Source organism: Pedobacter steynii (assembly GCF_900103665.1).
Taxonomy (GTDB): Bacteria; Bacteroidota; Bacteroidia; order Sphingobacteriales; family Sphingobacteriaceae; genus Pedobacter; species Pedobacter steynii.
In genome coordinates, this window is sequence record NZ_FNGY01000001.1 from 950,742 (window position 1) to 971,726 (window position 20,985).

Below are 20,985 nucleotides of genomic sequence, written 5' to 3' on the forward strand. Positions count from 1 at the left end.
AAAGAATCAGGCATTTAGATGTAAAAAATGGCGGTTAGTACTTCTTTAATCCAAATTGATTGAGGTGGTGGGTAAAATGCTTACTATGCCAGATTAGCCATTCATCGTAATTCATGGGGCCGAATGCACCATGGACGGCGGTGGTTTCCGGATCGGAAAAGTATTTGTCAAAATCATCCAGCTCCTTCATTAACTGTCGGATGGCGGTAACCAGATCCGGATAGATTAATTTCGCCGGAAGCACTCCCCGGGTTACATTTCTTGGTATTTCCAGTGGCCCGTAAATATTGGCTTGTTTGGCCAATTTTGCCTGTTCTTCGGAAACTTCACAAAAGGGTTCTTTTGTGCCATTGGTATATTGAACCTGGTCAATGAGGTGTTCTATCATTTGTTGTGGTGTCATTTTCCCCCAGATTGCAATTGTGCCGGGTTGAAGTTGCCTGAACAAGGTTTCCAGGCTCAGGCGGTTAGGGGTGTCAACCAATCTGAATGGTGCTCCTATAGTGTCATTTGTTTTCATCATTTCTGGTAAAGTTATCACCCATTTTCAATTGATTACTATGCGAAACAGACAATAAAAGGGGGGAGATGAGACAATATCCTGTTAGCCTTTCTTCTTAGATAACTTGGCCATTGGGTTAAATTCGAGGCAGAGGTCAACCCAATATTTCAGTTTTTTTAAGTTGTCAATAGCGGTGTCTTCAACGTAAACGTAGTCTTTCATTATTCTGCCGTTGTTCATCATGTTCCTGCAATTACCGTTCTCCAGTTCTACCCCAACTTTTGCTGAACCTATGCGGCATAATAATTCAGTGCCTGAGACACAGATACACATTTTATGATCGACCATAAAGCATATTCCACTGAACATTTCCTTTTCAGTTACATCTTCACGGTCAGAGAGTAATTCCCGTACCTGATTAGCCAGTTGTTCGTCATAAGCCATATTTCTATAATTTGATGGATGTTAATTTAAATATAGTGAATGTTTATCTATTTGGCTTTGTGCTTTTATGGAATGTTTTTTTTCCATTTCAAACATTTTGATCCTAGGGTTGCTTGATGTTTTGTTAACGGTCAAAGATCTTTGTCTTATCTACGGTTTCCCGTATAGAGATAAAAAACTGCAGTACTATTTTTGATTAAACAAAAATAGATATATATGAAAAAGTACTATGTAAACAAGCGTGCACAGAGCAATGGCGATCATGAGGTACATCACGAGAGCTGCAGATATCTGCCACTTCCGGAAAATAGAAGCTATTTGGGAGAATATTCCTCTTGTGGTCCTGCAGTAACTGAAGCAAAAAGGACTTATTCTACTGCCAATGGTTGCCTGACGTGTTCAACTGATTGCCACACGGGCTAAAGGATTATTTTTAAGGCTTGCGTGATTTGACACAGGCTTTTGGGTTTAACAGCTATTTTACCTAAACTGAATAAGTCCCGGCAACGGCCGGGACTTATTCAAGTTGAGATCTGCCTGTCAGCTACTAATTCATACTGTCCTGAATCTTTTTAATCATTACCAGGTGTGCCTTTACCACTGGAGTAGTTTTGGAAGCAAAGGCTTTTAAGTCCGCATCCTTGCTATCAATCGCCTCATCCTGCATCAGTTTAAGCGTTTTCTCGTGGCCGTTTACCATTGCATCCACATAGGCTTTGTCAAAGTCTTTTTCGGTTTTCCCATTCAGTTCAGTCATCTTTTTCTGATGCTCCTCATCTAAGGCGCCAGGTAAGGTGATATTTTTCATTTTGGCTATTGCCTTCAGTTCTTCATTGGCTTTACCATGGTCATTGACCATCATGTTTGCGAAATCTTTAACCTGGGGATTGTTGGTTTTTTCAAGTGCGAGATTTCCGAATTCAACTTCAGCCATTCCTCCCACAGCTGCTTTTGTAGCAAACTCTGCATCTGACGCTTCTACGGCGATTCCTCCTGTAGCCATAACGTTGGAAGTCGTGTCCTTAACTGTGTTCAGACTGTCGGCTGTATTCCTGGCATCTTTTGTTCCGCTGTTGCATCCCTGGAATGCAAAACCAGCTACAGAAATAGATAATAAATACACTAATTTTTTCATAACGGCTAGATTTTGTTTTTATAACAGTTAAACATTTTTTTTAAACCACTTATATAAACAAACCACAGGACGTCTGGTTTTAATAGCGCTCAGGTAAGGGCTATAGCAGGTAAGATCATTTATTAGTCGGTGGATGTCTACGAAGAGTAGGTCAGTGCAACGACTCCTCCCGGGAAAGCCTTTACCTCTGTCAGCTTCAGGTAAAACGGTATTTTACAACCTGTAAAAATTGGCAGGCCCAAACCCAATACAACCGGATGGACGGCCAGGTGGTATTCATCGATGAGACCCGTTGCGATGAGGCTTTGCATAAACTCCGCACCACCAAATGCAACGATCGGTTTTCCGGCCCCTGCTTTAAGTGCTATGATCTCTTCCGCAAGATCGCCGTCGAAAACCTGTGCCTCTGTCCAGGAAGCTTCGGCGGCGGTCTGCTGTGCCGTTCCGGCATCGATGCCTTTAAATCCTTTTCTGGTAAAGACCGCCTTGGGGATCTGGTTCATCGGTGCGGCAAAAGGACCGGTCGCTGTCGGCCAGTAAGGTGCCATCAGCTCAAACGACTTTCTGCCCATAATCAGTAAGCTCGCGTCACTGCTTTTCTCAACACTCCAGGCCAATGACTCCTCGTCTCCGGTTTTGAAGATCCAATCGTTCTTGCCATTTGCATCGCACACGAAGCCGTCTAGTGAAAGCGACATTTTCATTACTAACTTTCTCATAATTATAGATTTGTATTTCAAATATACTGCGGCCTTTCTAAATCCGAGAGTGGGGAAAATGACAATCAAAGGGGGTGATTACGTCTCAATTCTGTTGGTCAAACGATTTTCGAAATTCCAGCGGACTGAAGGAGGTTTTACTTTTGAATAGTTTGTTAAAGGACTGAGAATGCTCAAACCCTAACATATAAGCGATTTCGCCTACGCTAAGGGAAGTGACGGACAGTTTCTCTTTGGCCAATTCTATCAGCTGCTCATGGATAAACTGCTGTGCGGTTTGGCCTGTTAGCGTCTTCAGCATCGAGCTTAAGTATTTCGGCGAGAGATTTAGCCTTTCCGCGAAATACTGCACCCTAGGCAGGCCTTTTTTGCCCGCAATGTCCTCGCCGAAATAAGCGGAAAATAATGATTCCAACTGCTCCAGCATTTGATGACCGGCCCGCTTTCGGGTAATAAACTGGCGATTGTAAAATCGATCTGAGTAATTAAGCAAGGTCTCTATCTGAGAAATAATAATCCCCTGACTAAACTTGTCAATGTTGGCGTGATATTCCCGCTCGATGTTGCTGATGATGTCCATCAGGGTATCCTCTTCCTTTTTGGATACAAACAGCGCTTCGTGGATGGCATAACTGAAATACTCATATTTCTTTATCCCCCCGGCCAAAGGCGTACCCCATAAAAAATCCGGGTGGATGAGCAACATCCAACCCGATTTATTAGCAGGGGTACCGGTAATTTGTTCTATGCCGAATACCTGTCCCGGAGCGATAAAGAACATGACGCCTTCGTCAAAATCATACGACTGCTGACCGTACATTACTTTACCGCCAATATTCTTTTTAAGTGCTATTAAATAAAAATCAAAGGTCCATTTGCAGTCAAAGTATTCCGGTTGCATTTGTATATCCGTATAATTCACAATACTGATCAGGGGATGCTCGGGCGGAGTAAGACCTCTGGTCTGATGAAACGCGGTAATTGTCTTTAATTTTTTTATTTTTCTCATGCGTTTGCCTGCTACCGATCCTGCGATGTCTTTACCTTTAATCCGAAATTAATAAATAATTTAATAGAACATTAAGCAGGAACTTTATTCCCTTTCATAAGCTTCGGCAAAATCTTTGGCGAAGTCTTTCAGTTTCACTTTGCCTAAGGAAGGTTTGTGCTGATGGTAATCCTCATAAAGCTGGCCATTACCCTGGCTTTCCTGCAGCTCGATAAAGCCCCTGGCTACCTGTTCATTAAAACCTATGCTCAGCCAATCATTCAGCAACTGCTGGCTTGGAACAACCTGCCATTTCAAGTCGGGTTTGCCGATGGCTTCCCCCAGCACCTGAGCAATCTCATTGGGCGAAACCTCATCACTTGCGACGTAACGTATGGTTTTTCCCTCAAATGGTCTGTCCACTTCTTCGGCAATGACAGCAGCAATGTCTTTCGGCGAGACCCATGGCTCTTTCACATCACCACCATAATTGGAAACGAGGGCTCCCCGCGATTTGATCTGATGAATAGTAGAAAACAGGTTGATGTAGAAGCTAACCGGCCGGATAAACTTGATCGCTATCCCGGCCGGCAGTTGTCGAAGAATAGTCTCGACATTGTGGTGGAAACGGATGATCCCGGTTCCTTTATTCGTATGTGCGCCGATGCTGCTGAGGTGGATCAGCTGCTTTATACCGGCGCGTTCGACAGCCGCTTTGTAGTTTTCGCCGATTTTAGTAATCTCGCTGATAAAGTCCACAGATTGATCAAACATATTTCCGGCGGCTTCCATGGTCTCCATAAGGTAAACCATGTCCGCGCCTTTGAAGGTTTCCGCCAGGAAATCTACATCCTGCAATGTGCCAATGGCTGCTTTCGCGCCAAGGCGTTCAATTTCTGCCTGACGTTCGGCATTGCTGCTGATCACGGTGACTGCATGGCCGTTGCTGACCAGTGTTTCTGTAAGTGGCTTCCCAATGTTTCCAAGTGAGCCTGTAAGTACGATGTTCATGTTTTGCTTTTTTTGTTGAGTCAAAAGTCCGAACAATGAACAGGAAGGATGTAGCCAAAAGTCGCTATGTTGTAGCCAAATTTAGCGATCATCCTTTCATTTATTTTTCCAGGAAATTCAGTTCTGCAATGGCAACCGACTTTTTATTTCCAGCAATTGCGATGGGTTTTATTTTTATATACCGGGTGGATATTTCATTTTTAAAATAGTGTGTTCTGGCGGTTGGATCGTTAATCAGGTTTCCAAATTCAAAATTTTCTATAGGCTCCCAGTTTTTACCGTCCTTGCTGATCTCGATCATTCCCTTTTCAATCATACCATCCAAAAAAGCTTTGGGAGGTGTATAAATGAAAGCTGTTAACCGGTGTACAGCACCCAAATCTATGGTCATCGGAGCGGTTTGATCATTGAATTCCGCCTGCCAATACGTTTCTTTGTTTGCATCAAAAGCCTTTGCCGCTTGATCTGATCCAGTCTGTACTGCTAATAATTTCCAGTTTTTCTGGAGCAGGCCAAATGCTTCTTTGGCAACACTGCCTTTTTCATGATTAGCGATGGCGATGGCTTTGACCTCGGCATTAACGACGAGGACAGGCACCGTGTATTTTTTTGAAGAGGAGGAGGGCTCAGTACCATCTGTAGTGTAATAAATTTCAGTACCGGTACCCAGGTTTCCAGTGGCATCCTGTCCATGTGGTTTCCATCCAAATTCATGTTTTTTGGGCGATATGGTTACTAAACCATTCAGGTCCCTGTCGAATTGAAGCTGAGTTGGTTTTGAGCGGTAATAATGTGCTTCAATTGTGGCAATTGCCGGAGTAGCCCTCGATGACAGTACTTTTACTCTGAATCGTGAAGCAGTAACTTCCGGAAAACGCAATATGCGCTTATAACCAATATTCGTTGCAGCAGCAATTTTCTGCCATTTATTGTCAATCCAGGCCTCAAGGATATGTTCTTCCACCCGTTCACTATGGGACGCGATCGCCTCCTGCAAAACAATTCTGTTGATGGTAACGGGGCTGCCAGTTGTAATTTCTATGCTGTTTTCTGGTTTTGTTAGCAACAGATAAGTATTTAAGCTTTTATCCAGTACTTGTTTTGGGCCTTTTGCAGTGGCGAATAAATTTTTGCCATAAGTTTCGTTGATGCGTTTACCTACCTCGCTCAGGACTTTTACATCCTCCGGAGAGAATTTGCCTTCCCGGTTTGGCGGAATGTTCAATAAGAAGGTCGAATTGCCGCCAACTGCTCTTTCATAAATGTCAAAAACATCATCGGTACTGCGCACTTTTTGTCTTTCATCATCCCGGTAAAACCAGCCCTCACGTATGGAAGTATTCGTTTCTGCCTGCTGATAGTGTAAATATTTCCCTTTATACAACTCATTTCTGGCACCCAGGGATTCCTCAGTTAAATCCGGAAAATTAATTGCAGTTTTGGGATTTTCAGTATAGGGAATAATATTCCATTCCGTATTTCGCGTTCCGCCAGCCTCATTGCCACACCAACGGATATCTTCTTTGCCAAAAATAACTGCCTTAGGTGCTAAAGTGTGGATTAGTTTTTTCCAGGCTGCATAATTGTATTTCTGACCTCCTTTTGTTTTCGGGTGGGCACCATCAAACCAAACTTCATCGATCGGACCATATTCTGTTAGGAGCTCGAATAGCTGGTTAAGAAAATATTCATTGTAATCATCTACCTCAAACTCAAATTTGGTTTTGTTGGCAAAAGGTCTGCCGGCAATCTTTCCCGGAATGGTACGTTTGTTCACTTTACTTAAATTACCATACAAGCCGCTGGCACTTTCGATCTGGAAAAGGTCGGCCGGCGACAAGTAAATTCCTAGTTTTAAGCCATATTTTTTGCAGGAAGCGGAGAGTGCTTTCACGATATCTCCCTGGCCATTCTGAAAACCTGTCGACATGATTCCATGTGTCGTATACCGGCTTTGCCAAAGTACGAATCCGTCATGGTGTTTTGCAGTCAGGATGACCATTTTCATTCCTGCAGATTTCATCGATTGGCACCACTGATCTGTATGCAGTTCTTTTAAATCGAAAATCTTTGGATCTTCTTTGCCATTTCCCCATTCCATGCGGGTAAAAGTGTTAGGCCCAAAGTGGATAAAGGCAATGAACTCGTTTTTTAAGGCAGCAAGTTGATTGGCGGTTGGTACTACATGGGCTGCTTTCGCTATAATCGAGGATTCTGTGTCATTTGCGGTTACCGGGATTGTATTTTGTAGGGTTATCGTATTGTTTTGTGCCTGTGCATTTAAATAAAATACTGCGCCGGCCAGGACGCTGATAAATATTTTTTTCATTAATGATGTGTTTAGTGTCAGTTTGCATCCGTTTGCCAGCATCACCGGTCATCCGGATAATTTGGTTGAAATCAAATGTACTAAAGCAAACCGAATAAAATTTGGCCTAAATGGACTTTTTCTTGTACAAATCCGACTATTTGTTTTCTGAATATCAGAAGACAAAGGGATGTTTCCTGGCCTCTGCAATGAAAGCACCATTGTCAATATAAATTGTTAATTGAATATTTTATTCCTAACATTGAAGCAGTATTTCATTTAACGATCTCAATGTGTCTATAAAATATACACTTTCAATCTGCTTTTTATTGTTTTTGTGCGCTTTTAGCACTCAGGCTCAAAGATTTGCCTATTACCCAAACGGGAAAAAAATACCCTATAAAGTTACTTCTATAAACAATATGAAGGATTCTCTTGGCATCTCGGATGTGGATGTGGTATCTACCTCTTATGGTGAAGTTATGTATCAGAGGTTAACTAATAAACCGGTTTTTTTATTGCTAAATAAGAAGGAGTTTGTGTCAAAAATTCCAATAATGTTGAAGAAGTATGATTACAATGACTATATATATTCCTACAGTTTTTATGCGGAGCTTAAAAGACATTTAGACAGTGGTCAGCTCACTAAGGCTTTCCTCACTGAAACATTCGGAAAGGTATCCCGGGAGATTGAGGAAGAGGATGGTATAAAAAATTTGATTTTTAGGAAGAATAATGCGAAGATTTCTTTTGATGGGGATAGCGCTGTAAAAGTTGATGTCATTAACTATCGGGCCTATGATCTTCATAAAACAGCTATACTGGAGTATAAAGTAACAGGAGAGGATTATTCTATTGGCTTCGATATCACGATATCCAATTTATCTGATTCCGAAAAGACCATAAAATATGTCTACATCACAGTCACTGCCCGCAATCCGGTAAGTGATAAGATTGGAACTAAAACAGTTAGGGCGATAGGTCCAATTAAAAGTGGTGATTATGGCGATTACAGCTTTGAAAACACCTTTTATTCTTCTACTGCTAAATATCTTTCATTAGATGCGATAAAAATCCAATATATGGACGGCAGTATCAAGCTTTTAAATAAAGCCCAGACCCGGGCCATTACAACCGTGGATTGGGAAGAGGAGGGGAATAGGACATTAGACGATTGATAACTACAATCTAAATATAGTTTTATAACAGCTGGAGCCATCACTTTGGAGGTATCCTTTGTAACCGGATAGCAGTGCTGGCGGAGTCTGGGCTGCCCGGAAGTACCCGCTATGGGTATGCCTTTTTTATCCTTTTGGAAGCGTATTTTCAAACAAGAATTGTAGCGCAAAAAAAAAAACATCACTATTAAGCAAGATAAGATGTATTTCGTTTGGTTTAAAATGTTTAGCTTTATTTATGTGTAAATGTATGTACAATCATTTGTTTGTGCATTAGGCCGCCTTTGCTAAAGGAGCTGAGTTACAGATTTGGCCAGGTGTTAAGCCAAACAAGCATAATTCTAATTAGATTTATATGATGCGTCGACTAATTTTTATGTTGTTGGGTGCGGTGCTTTTAGTTAGCATTGGTATCTACTTATATTCATCTTCCGGACCCAAGCTGCCAAAAGACGTGGAGGAAGCATATGAAACTTTGCCAAAATCCCTCGACTATAACATAGATGTAAAACCAATACTTTCTGATAAATGTTTTGCTTGTCATGGCCCGGATAAAGCAAAGCAAAAAGCTGGCCTACGATTGGATCATGCTGATTTTGCTTATGCTGAATTACCGGAAAGTAAAGGCAAAGTGGCTATTGATCCTGGTAATCTCGACAATAGTGAAGCTTTTCATAGGATCATATCTGCTGATCCGAAGTATAAAATGCCTACACCGGAATCACATCTTAACCTTACGGCCATTGAAAAAGCAACACTCATCAGATGGATAAAGGAGGGAGCAGTATATAAGCCACATTGGGCTTTTGTAAAACCAGTTAAAATTGAAACACCGAAAGTTGATGAGGCCGCTAAAGTGAATAATCCTATCGATAATTTCATTGTCGAAAAGTTGCAAAAACAGCAGTTAAAGCAATCGCCTGAGGCCAATAAGGAGCTGTTGCTCCGGAGAGTATCATTGGACTTAACAGGTTTGCCACCAACCATATCGGAAATTGATGCTTTTTTGAAAGATAAGTCATCCAATGCATATGAGAAACAAGTCGACCGTTTGCTCCGTTCACAACATTATGGAGAAAAAATGGCTGTTGATTGGCTTGATGTTGCACGTTTTGCTGATTCTCATGGATATACTGTAGATAGGTTGAGAGATATGTCGCCATATCGCGATTGGGTAATTAAAGCTTTCAATACTAATATGGCTTACGACAAATTTATGCAATGGCAACTTGCGGGTGATCTTATGCCAAATCCAACGCGCGAAATGTTGATTGCAACTGCTTTTAATCGCAACCATCAGCAAAATATGGAGGGTGGAATTATTGAACAGGAGTTTCAAACGGAATATGTAATTGACCGTACCAATACTTTTGGCGATGCCATGTTGGGCTTATCGGTGGGTTGTGCAAAATGCCACGACCATAAGTACGATCCCATCTCACAAAAGAATTACTATCAGTTGTTCAGCTTTTTTAATAATGTGAAAGAGGCTGGGCAGATTTCATTTGATGATACGATGCCGGGTCCAACGTTGTTGCTCCCTGACTCAGAAAAAGAGCGGGTGATCAGTTATATTAATAAGACCATCGCGGTACAGGAGCAAAAAATAAAAGAGAAAAAAGTTAAGGAGGAAGCAGGTTTTCAGAACTTTCTTGATAGAAAGGATTATAAGAAATTGTCTGCCGGGAAGATGCCGGTAGATGGGTTGCAGGCTTACTTTAACTTTGATAAAGGAAATTTAAACGATGAAATAGATCGTAAGCAGATTGGTGTGATGAAGCGTGATGCAGGCGGGCCAGGAGAAGCCGCCGTTTTTATTCCGGGGAGCGCGGGTAAAGGTTTGGTATTGGATGGTGATACCTGGCTTGATCTGAATCAGGTGGGCGTTTTTCGTAAATCTGAGCCATTTAGCATAGGGCTTTGGGTTAATATTCCTAAAGCGCTTACCGAAGGTGTAATTTTTCATAAAAGCATAGCTGAGCGCTTGTATAATTTTAAGGGATATCATCTTTATTTGAAAGACAATAAGCTGGAATTGAATATGGCGCATGCTTATCCTGCAAATGCGATAACTAAACTTAGTATTGATAATGTGCCACGTGATAAATGGATACAGCTAACCATGACTTATGATGGTTCTTCAAAAGCCGCTGGTTTAAAATTATATCTTGATGGTGCAGAAATGAAAATGGAAACTGGTATGGATAGGCTAGACAAGGATATCCTATTTTCAGATGGTGCACAGCCTGGTTTGCAAATAGGAGCCTGGTGGCGTGGTCGTGGTTTTAAAGACGGTAAGATAGATGATATTTCGGTGTATAACCGTACACTAACTCCAATGGAAGTAAGTGTTTTGGCGAGAAAGATAAGTTGGAATCAATTAGCTGCAAAACCAAAACTAACAGATGCGGAGATCAATTCATTTAGACAGTATTATTTTAATGTGGTTGATCCGCTGTTGAAGAAAGCCGAAAATGAACTAAAGGTATTGCGCACTAATCTGTCAGATTCTACCGCCAATATTCCGGAGCTGATGGTGATGCGGGAAATGACGAAGCCTAAAAAGACTTTCTTACTTAAACGTGGGAATTATGATATGCCCGGAGCGCAGGTATTTCCCAATACTCCAGAAAGTATATTGCCTTATCCTAAAAACCTGCCCAAAAACAGGTATGGTTTAGCGCAATGGCTCACTAATCGTGATCACCCGCTAACTGCCCGGGTTGCAGTAAATCGCCTTTGGCAGAATTTCTTTGGTGTAGGTTTAGTGAAAACTTCAGAGGATTTTGGAAATCAGGGAGAGATGCCTAGTCATTTGGAACTGTTGGATTGGTTGGCTGTTTCTTTCCTGGAATCGGGATGGAATGTAAAGGAATTGAACAAAAAGATCGTGATGTCGGCCACTTATAGGCAAGATTCCAGGGCAAGCAAAGAAGCACGTGAAAAAGACCCTGAAAACCGACTGATTTCTCATGGCCCGGCTTATCGGATGTCGGCCGAAATGATACGGGATAACGCATTGATGGCAAGTGGACTATTGAACCCGAAAATTGGTGGAAAAAGTGTTAAACCTTATCAACCGGATGGCCTTTGGGAAATCAATAATACTTCATATACTCAGGATAAAGGTGCCGATGTGTATCGCCGTAGCTTGTATGTTGTTGTTAAAAGGTCTGTACCTAATCCTACATTATCAACCTTTGATGCCACTTCAAGAAGCTACTGCATTACCCGAAGACAAAAAACGAATACTCCTTTGCAGGCACTGGTCACCTTGAATGATCCTACTTTTTTGGAAGCGGCAAAGGTGTTGGGTGAACAGATGACCCGGTCGGCTGACAGTCGTCAGGCTATAGCGCAAACTTATAGAAAGCTTACAGGCCGTTTAGTACAGTCAAAAGAGCTGGAACTATTGTCTGCTTTACAGCAAATGGAGTTGAAGAAATTCAGGCAAAACCCTGAAAAACAAAGCGGTTGGCTCAATGCCGGCCAATATCAGGTTAATAAAATAATGGATCGTGCCATGATTGCTGCAAATGCAGTTGTTGCCAGTACCATATTAAATTCAGATGCAACATTAACAAAAAGATAACCTCATGGTAGATCATCACCACCACGAAGAAGAATTTAGGCTCAATGATCCTGAATTTAATCGGTTGAACCAAAGACTGGATCGGCGCAACTTTCTAACCAAAACATCCATGGGCATTGGTGCTTTGGCACTTGGGGCCTTGTTTGGCAACAAACTGATGGGAAATGCTCCACGTCCTGCGGTCAGCAATGCAACAGGAGATATGGAGCAGGAAATATTGAGGGCATTGCCGCACTTTGCCCCCAAGGCTAAAAGAGTGGTATACCTGTTTATGAGTGGAGGACCTTCGCAGCTTGAAACTTTTGATTATAAGCCAGCATTGGTAAATTTGATGGGGCAAAACCTGCCAGATTCTGTGCGCAAAGGCCAGAGGTTAACAGGGATGAGTGCAAACCAGAGTGCCTTGCCGATGGTGCCTTCCTATTATAAGTTTAATCAGCACGGACAAAACCAGACCTGGATTAGTGAGTTGTTGCCTTATACCGCTAAGGTGGTTGATGATTTATGCATTGTAAAATCCATGCATTCTGAAGCGATTAACCATGATCCGGCAATTACCTTTTTTCAAACCGGGAACCAGTTGCCAGGTCGCCCGTCAATAGGCTCCTGGCTTAGTTATGGTTTAGGCTCTGATAATGAAAATCTGCCGACCTTCATTGTTTTGGTGTCTAAGAATGGTCAGAAAGATCAACCTCTTTATGCTCGTTTATGGGGTAACGGATTTCTGCCATCTAAACATCAAGGTGTGCAATTTGGTTCAGGAAAGGATCCGGTATTGTTTCTTAATAATCCCGATGGTTATGACGGTGCTGATAGAAAGGAAATGTTGGAATACCTCTCGAAATTAAACCAGATACAGAATAGTACTTATGGAGATCCTGAAGTAGATGCGCGAATAGCGCAATATGAAATGGCTTATAGAATGCAAACATCGGTTCCGGAAGTGATGAGTGTGGCTGATGAGCCAGAGGAGGTATTTGAGTTGTATGGGCCTGATAGTAAAGACCCGGGTACCTATGCAGCAAACTGCCTGTTGGCACGGAAGCTTTTAGAAAAGGATGTAAAGTTTGTTCAGCTGTACCATCAGGGATGGGATCAGCATGGTAGCTTGCCATCGGGTATTGCCGCACAGTGCAAAGCCACAGATCAGGCTACTGCGGCACTAATTACAGATTTGAAGCGCAGAGGCTTGCTGGAAGATACATTGGTGATTTGGGGTGGCGAATTTGGCCGTACAGTATATTCGCAAGGCAAGTTAACAGCCAATGATTATGGTCGTGATCATCATCCGCGCTGTTTCACCATGTGGATGGCTGGCGCAGGTGTAAAACCGGGAATCAGTTTCGGTGAAACAGATGATTTTAGCTATAATATTGTGAAAGATCCTGTTCATGTTCATGATTTTCAGGCAACACTATTGCACCTGATGGGAATTGATCATGAGCGACTGACTTATAAATTTCAAGGCCGGAGGTTTAGGTTAACGGATGTAGAAGGGAAAATAGTAAAAGGTATTTTAACATGATCGTACTGGATATTTTTACTTTTTCAGGTCGGCTGCACCCACTAATCGTCCACTTGCCGATTGGCTTCATTTTGCTTGCTACCTTGTTTAACGTCTTATCCTATTTGCAGAAATATAGGTATCTGAGGCAAGCAGTTCCGCTTATTTTGTTTATTGGTTTTATGGCTGCTGTACTTGCCTGCGTATTCGGATATGTACTTTCCCTCAGTGGAGATTATGATGCGGATACACTTAGCCACCACAAGTTTTCGGGAATTACTTTAGCCATTATTTGTGGCTTACTTTATTTTTCTTCTACTTCGATGTTTAAAGAATACCTGCGTGTAGGGGATAAACTGTTTTCTGCCCTGCTGTTGGGATTGGTGGTACTAATGAGTTATAGCGGTCATCAAGGTGCAAGTCTGACACATGGAAATGATTACCTTACTTTCCGCACATTGATGCAGCAGGAACGTGAAAAGCCGGCCACAGTAGAACAGGCGATGCTGTTTGAAGATGTAGTGCAGCCAATTCTTCAAAAAAAATGTGTCCAATGCCATCGTGATGGCAAACAAAAAGGCGAACTGTCATTAGAATCGTTAACCGCCTTAAAAAAAGGTGGTAAGAGCGGTCAGGCTGTGGTATCGGGTAAGCCGGATATGAGCGAGCTTTTCAAACGCATTACCCTCGATGAAGGTCATAAAGATTTTATGCCAGCCGATGGAAAACCTCCTTTAACCAAAAATGAAGTAAAATTGATTACCTGGTGGATCAAAGAAGGTAAAACAGAGGGAGGGAAGACCATTTCGGAAATTAAAAACACAGCTTCGTTAAAACCAATGGTTGCCTTGTATCTGGGAATTGGAGGAGCTACGGAACCTGAAGATGATGCTGGGGAAGTGGCTCAGATGATTAATCCTGATTTGCCACTTGTAGTGGATACCACGCATATAACTAGTTTGAGAAAAAAGGGAGTAAGGGTTAGAATGATGTTGAATAAACCTGTAATGCTTGATATTACTTTACCCCCTAAGTCTGGAATTAAGATGGCTGATGTAAAACCTGAAATGTTAAGGTTAGCTAAGAATATTGTTTGGTTGAACTTTTCGGACAATGAATTAACGGATCAGCAACTTGATTTCCTGCCTGCATTAACAAATCTTGAGAAACTTAGACTTGATAAAAACCCTGTTACGGATCAGTTAAGTGACTACCTGGTTTCTTTGAAGCATATTGAAGCCGTGAATCTCAACGAAACTAAGATAACAGATGCGACTACGCTTAAGCTTAAAAAGAATCCAAGTATTCAGAGGGTATACAGCTGGAAAACTAAAGTAGATGAAGTAAAAGTAAATTAGCTATAAAACTTAACTTTCGACTTACTAATTACGATCAAGAGTTCCAGAATCAGGGAGGAATAACAACCAAACGATGTACATCACTGGGGGAGTATTTAAGCCAGGACATACCCTTGATTTGACAAAGATTCATCAATTTTAAGATGATCCCTATCCAACCATAATTTCGGTAGACTTTACATGATAGGTCCAGGGAAAAGCTGAACGTAGAAAAAGTGTATCGTCATTAAATGGTGCTGGAGATCAGCTAACGATAAAAACGGAGTAATTAAAAAGTCGACAATATGGTTGAGTAGTTTGCAGATTTGAATTATTAATCGGTAAAAGCTTATCAGCACCTTGCATTAAGCAAATACATGTCAGGATCCCTATAAAACTTGTTCGTATCTGTGAAATTCAACCAAATATACCGACATGATTAGAAATTCTACCAAAGCAATTTCCTATAATACGAAAGTGTATAGGTTAAATTGGGGGCGATTCAAGTTTTTCGTACTTCTTTCAGCGCTATTACAATTAGTTGCGGCTGGGACCTATGCCCAGGCAGTTAAAATTACCGGCCAGGTTACTGACCATAAAAACCAGGCCCTACCTGGTGCAAGCATCGCGGTAAAAGGCGCTAAAGCAGGTACCACTACTGATATTGATGGCCGGTACAGCATCACCCTGGCAGACAATAGTGCCGTGCTGATATTTTCGACCATAGGTTACTCAAGTCAGGAAATACCTGTTAAAGGACGTACCGTTGTCAATGTAAAACTGTTCGATGATGCTAAAGACCTGACTGAGGTGGTTGTGGTGGGTTACGGTGCCTTGAAAAAAAGAGACGTTACCGGTGCAGTAACCTCAGCCAATTTAGGCAACGTAACTAAAACACCTGTTTTCGGTACCGCTCAATTGTTGCAGGGCCAGGTAAGTGGGGTGCAGGTCACGCAAACCAATGCACAACCCGGTGCGACTTTTAGCGTACGCATCAGGGGTACCAACTCTATTACCAACAGCAGTGAGCCATTATATGTGGTTGATGGTTATGCAGGGGCAGATATCTCCGCTTTAAACCCTAATGATATTGCTACGATGGATGTTTTGAAAGATGCATCTGCTGCTGCAATTTATGGCAACAGAGGTTCAAATGGGGTAGTTATCATTACGACTAAAACAGGGAAGGCAGGGCAGAACACCGTTTCGGCCGATGTATATTCTGGTGTTCAGCGGGTAGGTAAGGTCCTGGAAATGATGAATGCCAGCCAATTTGCGGTCTATCTGGATTCTGTAACCGCTTACAATAACGTAGGTTCAAAAACACCAAAGCCATTGCCATTTACCCAGGATCAGATCAATTCATTAGGCACAGGTACGAACTGGCAAAAAGAATTGTTCAGAACCGCTCCTGTTACCAATGCTAACGTTTCTATTAGTGGAGGTAGCGAATTGAGCAAGTATCTGGTCAGTTTCAGTTACTTCGATCAAAAAGGCATCATCATCAACTCTGGTTATAAACGAGGTACATTACGATTCAACTTCACGCACGACATTAGCAGGAAAGTATCATTTGGTTTAAATTCACAGCTGTCTTATGATCAGCAAAATAAAGCCAACGTAAATACCAGTGGCGGTGCTGGTGGAGGTACCTTGCTTGATGCGTTGCGTATCAGTCCTACTGTACCTGTTTTTGATGCTACAGGTGATTATACCTTTCAAAATGGTCCAAGTGGATATACCAACATATTAGGTAACCCGGTAGCAGCAGCGATGTTAAACACTGATATTAGTAATAGTCTACGTGTTTTCATTAACGCCTATGGGGAATATAAAATCCTCGAAAACTTAAAATTCCGGGCAAGTGTGGGTACAGACGATCGTTTTGAGCGGGGACGTTTATTCAGGCCGAATACGACCTATTTGGGTTTAACCACCAATGGCATTTCGCAGGTGATCAACCCTCAAAACATCAATTGGTTAAATGAAAATACGTTAACGTACAATACAACCATCAATAAAATACACAGTATAACTGCTTTAGCGGGCTTTACCTATCAGTATTTTCAATACAAAGCAAGCACAGCCACAGCGCAGTCACTAACCACCAATAATTTAGGCACAGATGGTTTAGGGGCCGGTACGAGCTTATCCGCTTCCTCAACAGCCAACGGCCGTCGCCTTGCCTCCTTCATCGGCAGGGTGAATTACAGCTTGCTCGATAAGTATTTGTTAACCGTTTCCCTGCGTCGTGACGGCTCCTCGGCTTTGGGTGTAAACAACCAATGGGGCGCATTCCCTTCAGCTGCACTGGCATGGAGGGTCTCTGGGGAAGATTTCATGAAAGAACTAACCGCCATTAATAATTTAAAACTTCGCTTAGGATACGGTATTGTCGGTAATGCCGATATTCCTGTTAACGCACCTTACTTACAGTACGGATTAAATAGCTATGTACTTAATGGATCCCGGAATGTCGGATTTTCACCCAATAACATTGCAAATCCAAACTTGCAATGGGAGCAAACCAAGTCCTATAACATTGGTTTGGATTTAGGAATGTTTAACAACCGGCTTACTTTTAATGCCGATATTTACGATAAAAAAACAGCTAAGCTTTTATTCCAGCGTCCGGTACCTTCGACCACTGGTTTCAGTACCTTTCAGGACAATCTTGGTGCGATGAGTAACCGTGGTGTGGAGCTTGCTTTAAACACTGTGAATATTAACGGTCAGTTTGTAAAATGGACAACCGGAATCAATTTTGCCAGAAATATCAATAAGATACTGGACCTTGGAGGTCCTAAAAGCGTACTTACCGGTACCGTTAGCTCCAGCTTATATCCGGGTGGTCAAAATTCATCCATCTTACAGGTGGGTAAACCTATCGGGTCATTTTATGGCTATGTGTATGACGGCATCTGGCAATCACCCGAACAAATTACCGCAAGTGGGCTCAGCAACAGCCTTAAACCTGGCGATCCGAGATACAAAGATCTGAACAACGACCATATTATTAATGCCTCAGACAGAACCATTATAGGGAAGGCCTTACCAAAATTCAGCTATGGTTTTAATAGTAATTTAACTGTGGGTCAGTTTAACTTGTTCGTATTGATACAGGGTGTGTATGGCAACCAGATCATGAATGAGAACAAGATTGAAGGCGAAAACGGAAGCACGGGCGACAATAAATTGGCCTACGTATTAACCCGTAGCTTCGGTATGCCTGGTTCAGATAACAGCTTACCAAGCGTGGGCAGTACACTACGCCGTAGTCTGGGCCCAACCAGTGATGTATTGGAAAGCGGGAGTTATCTGAGGTTTAAAACGATCACCTTAAGCTATGACCTTCCCTTACCAAAACTGAGTTCGGTATTTAAGTCGGCGAGTATCTATGTAACCGGTCAAAATATGTTCACGATCACCAAATACTCAGGCTATGATCCGGAAGTGAACACTTATGATACTTCAAGCGGCAACTATACTTCCTTAGGGACCGACTATAACCCGTATCCAAATGTTAAAACATTCACCCTGGGCATAAAATTAGGTTTGTAATTGTAATAATTAAGAATGATAGCGATGAAAAAGATATATATACTATGCATTTTAGCAGGCTTCGGCTTATCGTCCTGCAAAAAACTGTTAGATGAAAAACCGGCAGGTGTTTTAACAGATAAGAATTATTATCTAAGTGCCGCAGATGCGCAAGCGGCCATTATTGGCGCCTTAAGTCAGCTACAACCCCAGGGTTATTACCAGCGTACGGCTTATATTATGGGCGAACTTTCCGGCGATTGCCTCGTACCGCTGCTTACCCAAAATCAGGAGCGTATTGACATGTACAAGATCGCTTATGCGCCTGCAAATATTGAAATCAATAACTGGTGGGTAAATAGTTATAAGCTGATCAGCAGAACAAATGATATTCTGGCAAACGTACCCAATATCAATATGGATGCGGTCGCAAAAAACAATATTCTGGGGAATGCCAGCTTTTTACGCGGCATGGCTTATTTTGACCTGGCAAAAAGTTTTGGTGATGTTCCCCTGATCACGCATCCCATAGTAGGGGCAAATGATCCGGACTTTTCTCCATCCAGAACTGCTGCGGATAAGGTCTATGCACAGGCTATCGCCGATTTGTTATTTGCAGAAGCCAATTGTCTGTCTGAAGATAAAATTTCATCCGCCAATAAGGGCATGGTATCCTCAGGAGCAGCAACTGCGATGTTGGCCAGGGTTTACCTGCAAAGGGGAAGTACTACTTTTGCAGATCCTAATGACAATCAGAATGCACTTGCAGCCTGTAATAAGCTGATCAGTTCCGGAACGTATAAGCTGATGTCTAAATATGCGGATGTATTTAACTGGGATATGAAATATTTCCCTCAGCAAACAGAGCATATTTTTGCCGTGCAATTTGGCACCAATAATACCACCACCACTCAAAATATAACGGTACGCATGTTTACACCCCTTGCAGGCGGAGGTTCCGGCTCATTTGTCGCCAATCCATATGTTTTTAACACGCTGTATACGGCTGAAGATCACATCAGAAAATCATGGAATGTAGCCAACAAGGTAACTGATCCAAAAGGAGTAGTTTCAACCGTTGCTCCCTGGATCAGCAAATACCGTGATCCGCAATGGGTGTTGGGGAGCAATAACTCCAGAATGAATTGGATTGTACTGCGTTTCGCAGATGTATTGTTAATGCAATCTGAAGCAATGAACAATATTAATCCCGCCGATCCTAATAAATTTAATGGCCTGAATGCCGTGCGCGACCGGGCCGGACTGACCGCTTCGCATTTGAGTCTGGCCAATACACCTTCTGCTTCAGCCTTTATTGATACGCTGGTTAAAGACCGTGCCCGTGAGCTTTGTGTGGAAGGGCACCGCCGTTGGGACCTGATCAGGTTAGGGCGTTTCAAACAGGTAGAAAAAGCCATAAATGACATTACGGTTCAGGACCATCAGTTCTTATTGCCTGTTCCTCAGCCAGAGCGTGACGTAAATCCTAATTTATCACAAAATACAGGTTACTGACCTATCTGTTATGAGGTATAAACTTGCCATTCTATCTATACTCTTATCCTTAAGTTTCAGTGGTTTTGCTCAGCATAAAACCAATAGAACTGCTTTTATACTACTTGATGAGCAAACGCTGCTTGATTGTAAACAAGAATATCAACGCAAGGATGCCGCTATGGTAAGCCAGGTTAATGAATTGATTGTCAACGCTGACAGTTTGCTCGCCGCCGGACCTTACTCTGTTACCTTTCATAAAACTAAACTGGCTTCGAGCGGTAATCAGCAAGATTACATCAGTCAGGCACCTTATTGGTGGCCAGACCCCTCAAAAAAAGATGGCAGACCCTATATCCGTAAAGATGGCCTCCGTAATCCTGAGATCTATTTATTGAATGATGGAAGTCAGATGGGGAAAATGTGTAGCAATGTACAGCAATTAACATTGGCCTTTTACTTTACAGGCAACGAGAAATATGCAGCAAAAGTTAAAAATTTGCTGCAAGTCTGGTTTATTGCCTCCGATACCAGGATGAACCCTAATTTAAATTATGCACAGTATATTCCGGGGCTTAATGAGGGACGGGGGATTGGCATTATTGAAACTATCGGCTTAACCAATATTCCGGATATGCTGGCGATTCTTCAATCCAGTAAAAATATAAATGCCGATTTAGTAAGGGGCATAAAAAAATGGTATAAGCAATATTTAAACTGGCTGCAAACCAGTAAAAATGGCAAATCAGAACGCGCCCAGATTAATAATCATGGGACTTACTATGATTTGCAGGTGGTCAACTATGCCCTGTTTACCGGTAATGAGGCATTGGCTGCCCGCACGCTGAAAACGTCTACCATTTTGAGGATCGACCAGCAATTTACCACCGATGGCTTACAGCCTTTAGAGCTGGTCCGGACCAAATCATGGGGATATAGCAATATGAACCTTTTGGGCTGGTGTAAGCTGGCTATCATGGCCAAACGGATAAACATCGATCTTTGGCATGAGCAAACTGAAGACGGCAAGGGGATTAAAACAGCTATTGCCTGGCTGATGCCTTATGCTTTAAAAGAGAAAGCATGGCGTTATGACCAAATAGAACCCTTTAGTTATGGTACATTTGGTCGGATCGCTGAGGCCGCTGCTGTTGCCTATCCGGAAATTTCTTTTAAAGCGTTTTTAGAAGAACATCCGGTAATGAATCCATTGCAAAACCTTAATTAATGCCC

The 20,985-nt window shown here is 42.2% G+C and carries 14 protein-coding genes; 7 read left to right on the forward strand and 7 right to left on the reverse strand.

The window, feature by feature from the left end; genetic code table 11:
• Positions 1-34 precede the first annotated feature (34 nt).
• The 7 genes from BLQ87_RS03920 to BLQ87_RS03955 all read right to left on the reverse strand — a co-directional run bounded on the left by BLQ87_RS03920 (position 35) and on the right by BLQ87_RS03955 (position 7,128).
• Entirely contained in the window at positions 35-523 is a 489-nt protein-coding gene (locus BLQ87_RS03920; RefSeq protein ID WP_074604799.1) for a DUF1569 domain-containing protein, read from the reverse strand.
• 81 nt (positions 524-604) lie between these two features.
• Positions 605-946 carry a TfoX/Sxy family protein gene (locus BLQ87_RS03925; protein WP_074604800.1) on the reverse strand — a complete coding sequence of 114 codons (342 nt, stop codon included), beginning with the start codon at positions 944-946 and terminating at the stop codon, positions 605-607.
• A gap of 547 nt (positions 947-1,493) precedes the next feature.
• Positions 1,494-2,081, reverse strand: a complete 588-nt coding sequence (locus tag BLQ87_RS03935) for a DUF4142 domain-containing protein (RefSeq protein ID WP_074604802.1) — start codon at positions 2,079-2,081, stop codon at positions 1,494-1,496.
• 137 nt (positions 2,082-2,218) lie between these two features.
• The gene (locus BLQ87_RS03940; protein WP_074604803.1) at positions 2,219-2,800 is read right to left on the reverse strand and encodes a dihydrofolate reductase family protein; all 582 of its coding nucleotides are present in this window, start codon (positions 2,798-2,800) and stop codon (positions 2,219-2,221) included.
• A gap of 85 nt (positions 2,801-2,885) precedes the next feature.
• Positions 2,886-3,809 (reverse strand): helix-turn-helix domain-containing protein, encoded by a 924-nt coding sequence (locus BLQ87_RS03945; protein ID WP_074604804.1) that lies wholly within the window; start codon positions 3,807-3,809, stop codon positions 2,886-2,888.
• 84 nt (positions 3,810-3,893) lie between these two features.
• Positions 3,894-4,799 (reverse strand): NmrA family NAD(P)-binding protein, encoded by a 906-nt coding sequence (locus BLQ87_RS03950; protein WP_074604805.1) that lies wholly within the window; start codon positions 4,797-4,799, stop codon positions 3,894-3,896.
• A 100-nt stretch (positions 4,800-4,899) separates the two neighbouring features.
• On the reverse strand, positions 4,900-7,128 hold the full coding sequence (locus BLQ87_RS03955) for an alpha-L-fucosidase (RefSeq protein ID WP_074604940.1): 2,229 nt from the start codon (positions 7,126-7,128) through the stop codon (positions 4,900-4,902).
• A gap of 536 nt (positions 7,129-7,664) precedes the next feature.
• Here BLQ87_RS03955 and BLQ87_RS03960 point away from each other — a divergent pair.
• The 7 genes from BLQ87_RS03960 (at position 7,665) to BLQ87_RS03990 (ending at position 20,980) form a co-directional block, all read left to right on the forward strand.
• The gene (locus BLQ87_RS03960) at positions 7,665-8,285 is read left to right on the forward strand and encodes a hypothetical protein (protein ID WP_172664807.1); all 621 of its coding nucleotides are present in this window, start codon (positions 7,665-7,667) and stop codon (positions 8,283-8,285) included.
• A 355-nt stretch (positions 8,286-8,640) separates the two neighbouring features.
• Positions 8,641-11,877 (forward strand): DUF1553 domain-containing protein, encoded by a 3,237-nt coding sequence (locus BLQ87_RS03965; protein ID WP_216857762.1) that lies wholly within the window; start codon positions 8,641-8,643, stop codon positions 11,875-11,877.
• A gap of 4 nt (positions 11,878-11,881) precedes the next feature.
• Positions 11,882-13,402: a DUF1501 domain-containing protein gene (locus BLQ87_RS03970; RefSeq protein WP_074604808.1), complete on the forward strand. Its 1,521-nt coding sequence runs from the start codon at positions 11,882-11,884 to the stop codon at positions 13,400-13,402.
• Complete coding sequence (locus BLQ87_RS03975) at positions 13,399-14,739, forward strand: c-type cytochrome domain-containing protein (RefSeq protein ID WP_074604809.1); 1,341 nt, start codon at positions 13,399-13,401, stop codon at positions 14,737-14,739. The genes BLQ87_RS03970 and BLQ87_RS03975 overlap by 4 nt, the downstream gene beginning before the upstream one ends.
• 414 nt (positions 14,740-15,153) lie before the next feature.
• Entirely contained in the window at positions 15,154-18,279 is a 3,126-nt protein-coding gene (locus tag BLQ87_RS03980; RefSeq protein WP_083361670.1) for a SusC/RagA family TonB-linked outer membrane protein, read from the forward strand.
• 24 nt (positions 18,280-18,303) lie between these two features.
• Entirely contained in the window at positions 18,304-19,773 is a 1,470-nt protein-coding gene (locus BLQ87_RS03985) for a RagB/SusD family nutrient uptake outer membrane protein (protein WP_074604810.1), read from the forward strand.
• Positions 19,774-19,783: 10 nt separating this feature from the next.
• Complete coding sequence (locus tag BLQ87_RS03990) at positions 19,784-20,980, forward strand: alginate lyase family protein (RefSeq protein ID WP_074604811.1); 1,197 nt, start codon at positions 19,784-19,786, stop codon at positions 20,978-20,980.
• Positions 20,981-20,985 lie beyond the last annotated feature (5 nt).

Bases quoted from the DNA above. Each gene is read 5' to 3' on its own strand.
- BLQ87_RS03975 (WP_074604809.1), top strand. From the start codon at position 13,399: ATGATCGTACTGGATATTTTTACTTTTTCAGGTCGGCTGCACCCACTA.
- BLQ87_RS03940 (WP_074604803.1), bottom strand. From the start codon at position 2,800: ATGAGAAAGTTAGTAATGAAAATGTCGCTTTCACTAGACGGCTTCGTG.
- BLQ87_RS03955 (WP_074604940.1), bottom strand. From the start codon at position 7,128: ATGAAAAAAATATTTATCAGCGTCCTGGCCGGCGCAGTATTTTATTTA.
- BLQ87_RS03935 (WP_074604802.1), bottom strand. From the start codon at position 2,081: ATGAAAAAATTAGTGTATTTATTATCTATTTCTGTAGCTGGTTTTGCA.
- BLQ87_RS03965 (WP_216857762.1), top strand. From the start codon at position 8,641: ATGATGCGTCGACTAATTTTTATGTTGTTGGGTGCGGTGCTTTTAGTT.
- BLQ87_RS03920 (WP_074604799.1), bottom strand. From the start codon at position 523: ATGATGAAAACAAATGACACTATAGGAGCACCATTCAGATTGGTTGAC.
- BLQ87_RS03960 (WP_172664807.1), top strand. From the start codon at position 7,665: ATGTTGAAGAAGTATGATTACAATGACTATATATATTCCTACAGTTTT.
- BLQ87_RS03945 (WP_074604804.1), bottom strand. From the start codon at position 3,809: ATGAGAAAAATAAAAAAATTAAAGACAATTACCGCGTTTCATCAGACC.
- BLQ87_RS03950 (WP_074604805.1), bottom strand. From the start codon at position 4,799: ATGAACATCGTACTTACAGGCTCACTTGGAAACATTGGGAAGCCACTT.
- BLQ87_RS03970 (WP_074604808.1), top strand. From the start codon at position 11,882: ATGGTAGATCATCACCACCACGAAGAAGAATTTAGGCTCAATGATCCT.
- BLQ87_RS03990 (WP_074604811.1), top strand. From the start codon at position 19,784: ATGAGGTATAAACTTGCCATTCTATCTATACTCTTATCCTTAAGTTTC.
- BLQ87_RS03980 (WP_083361670.1), top strand. From the start codon at position 15,154: ATGATTAGAAATTCTACCAAAGCAATTTCCTATAATACGAAAGTGTAT.
- BLQ87_RS03925 (WP_074604800.1), bottom strand. From the start codon at position 946: ATGGCTTATGACGAACAACTGGCTAATCAGGTACGGGAATTACTCTCT.
- BLQ87_RS03985 (WP_074604810.1), top strand. From the start codon at position 18,304: ATGAAAAAGATATATATACTATGCATTTTAGCAGGCTTCGGCTTATCG.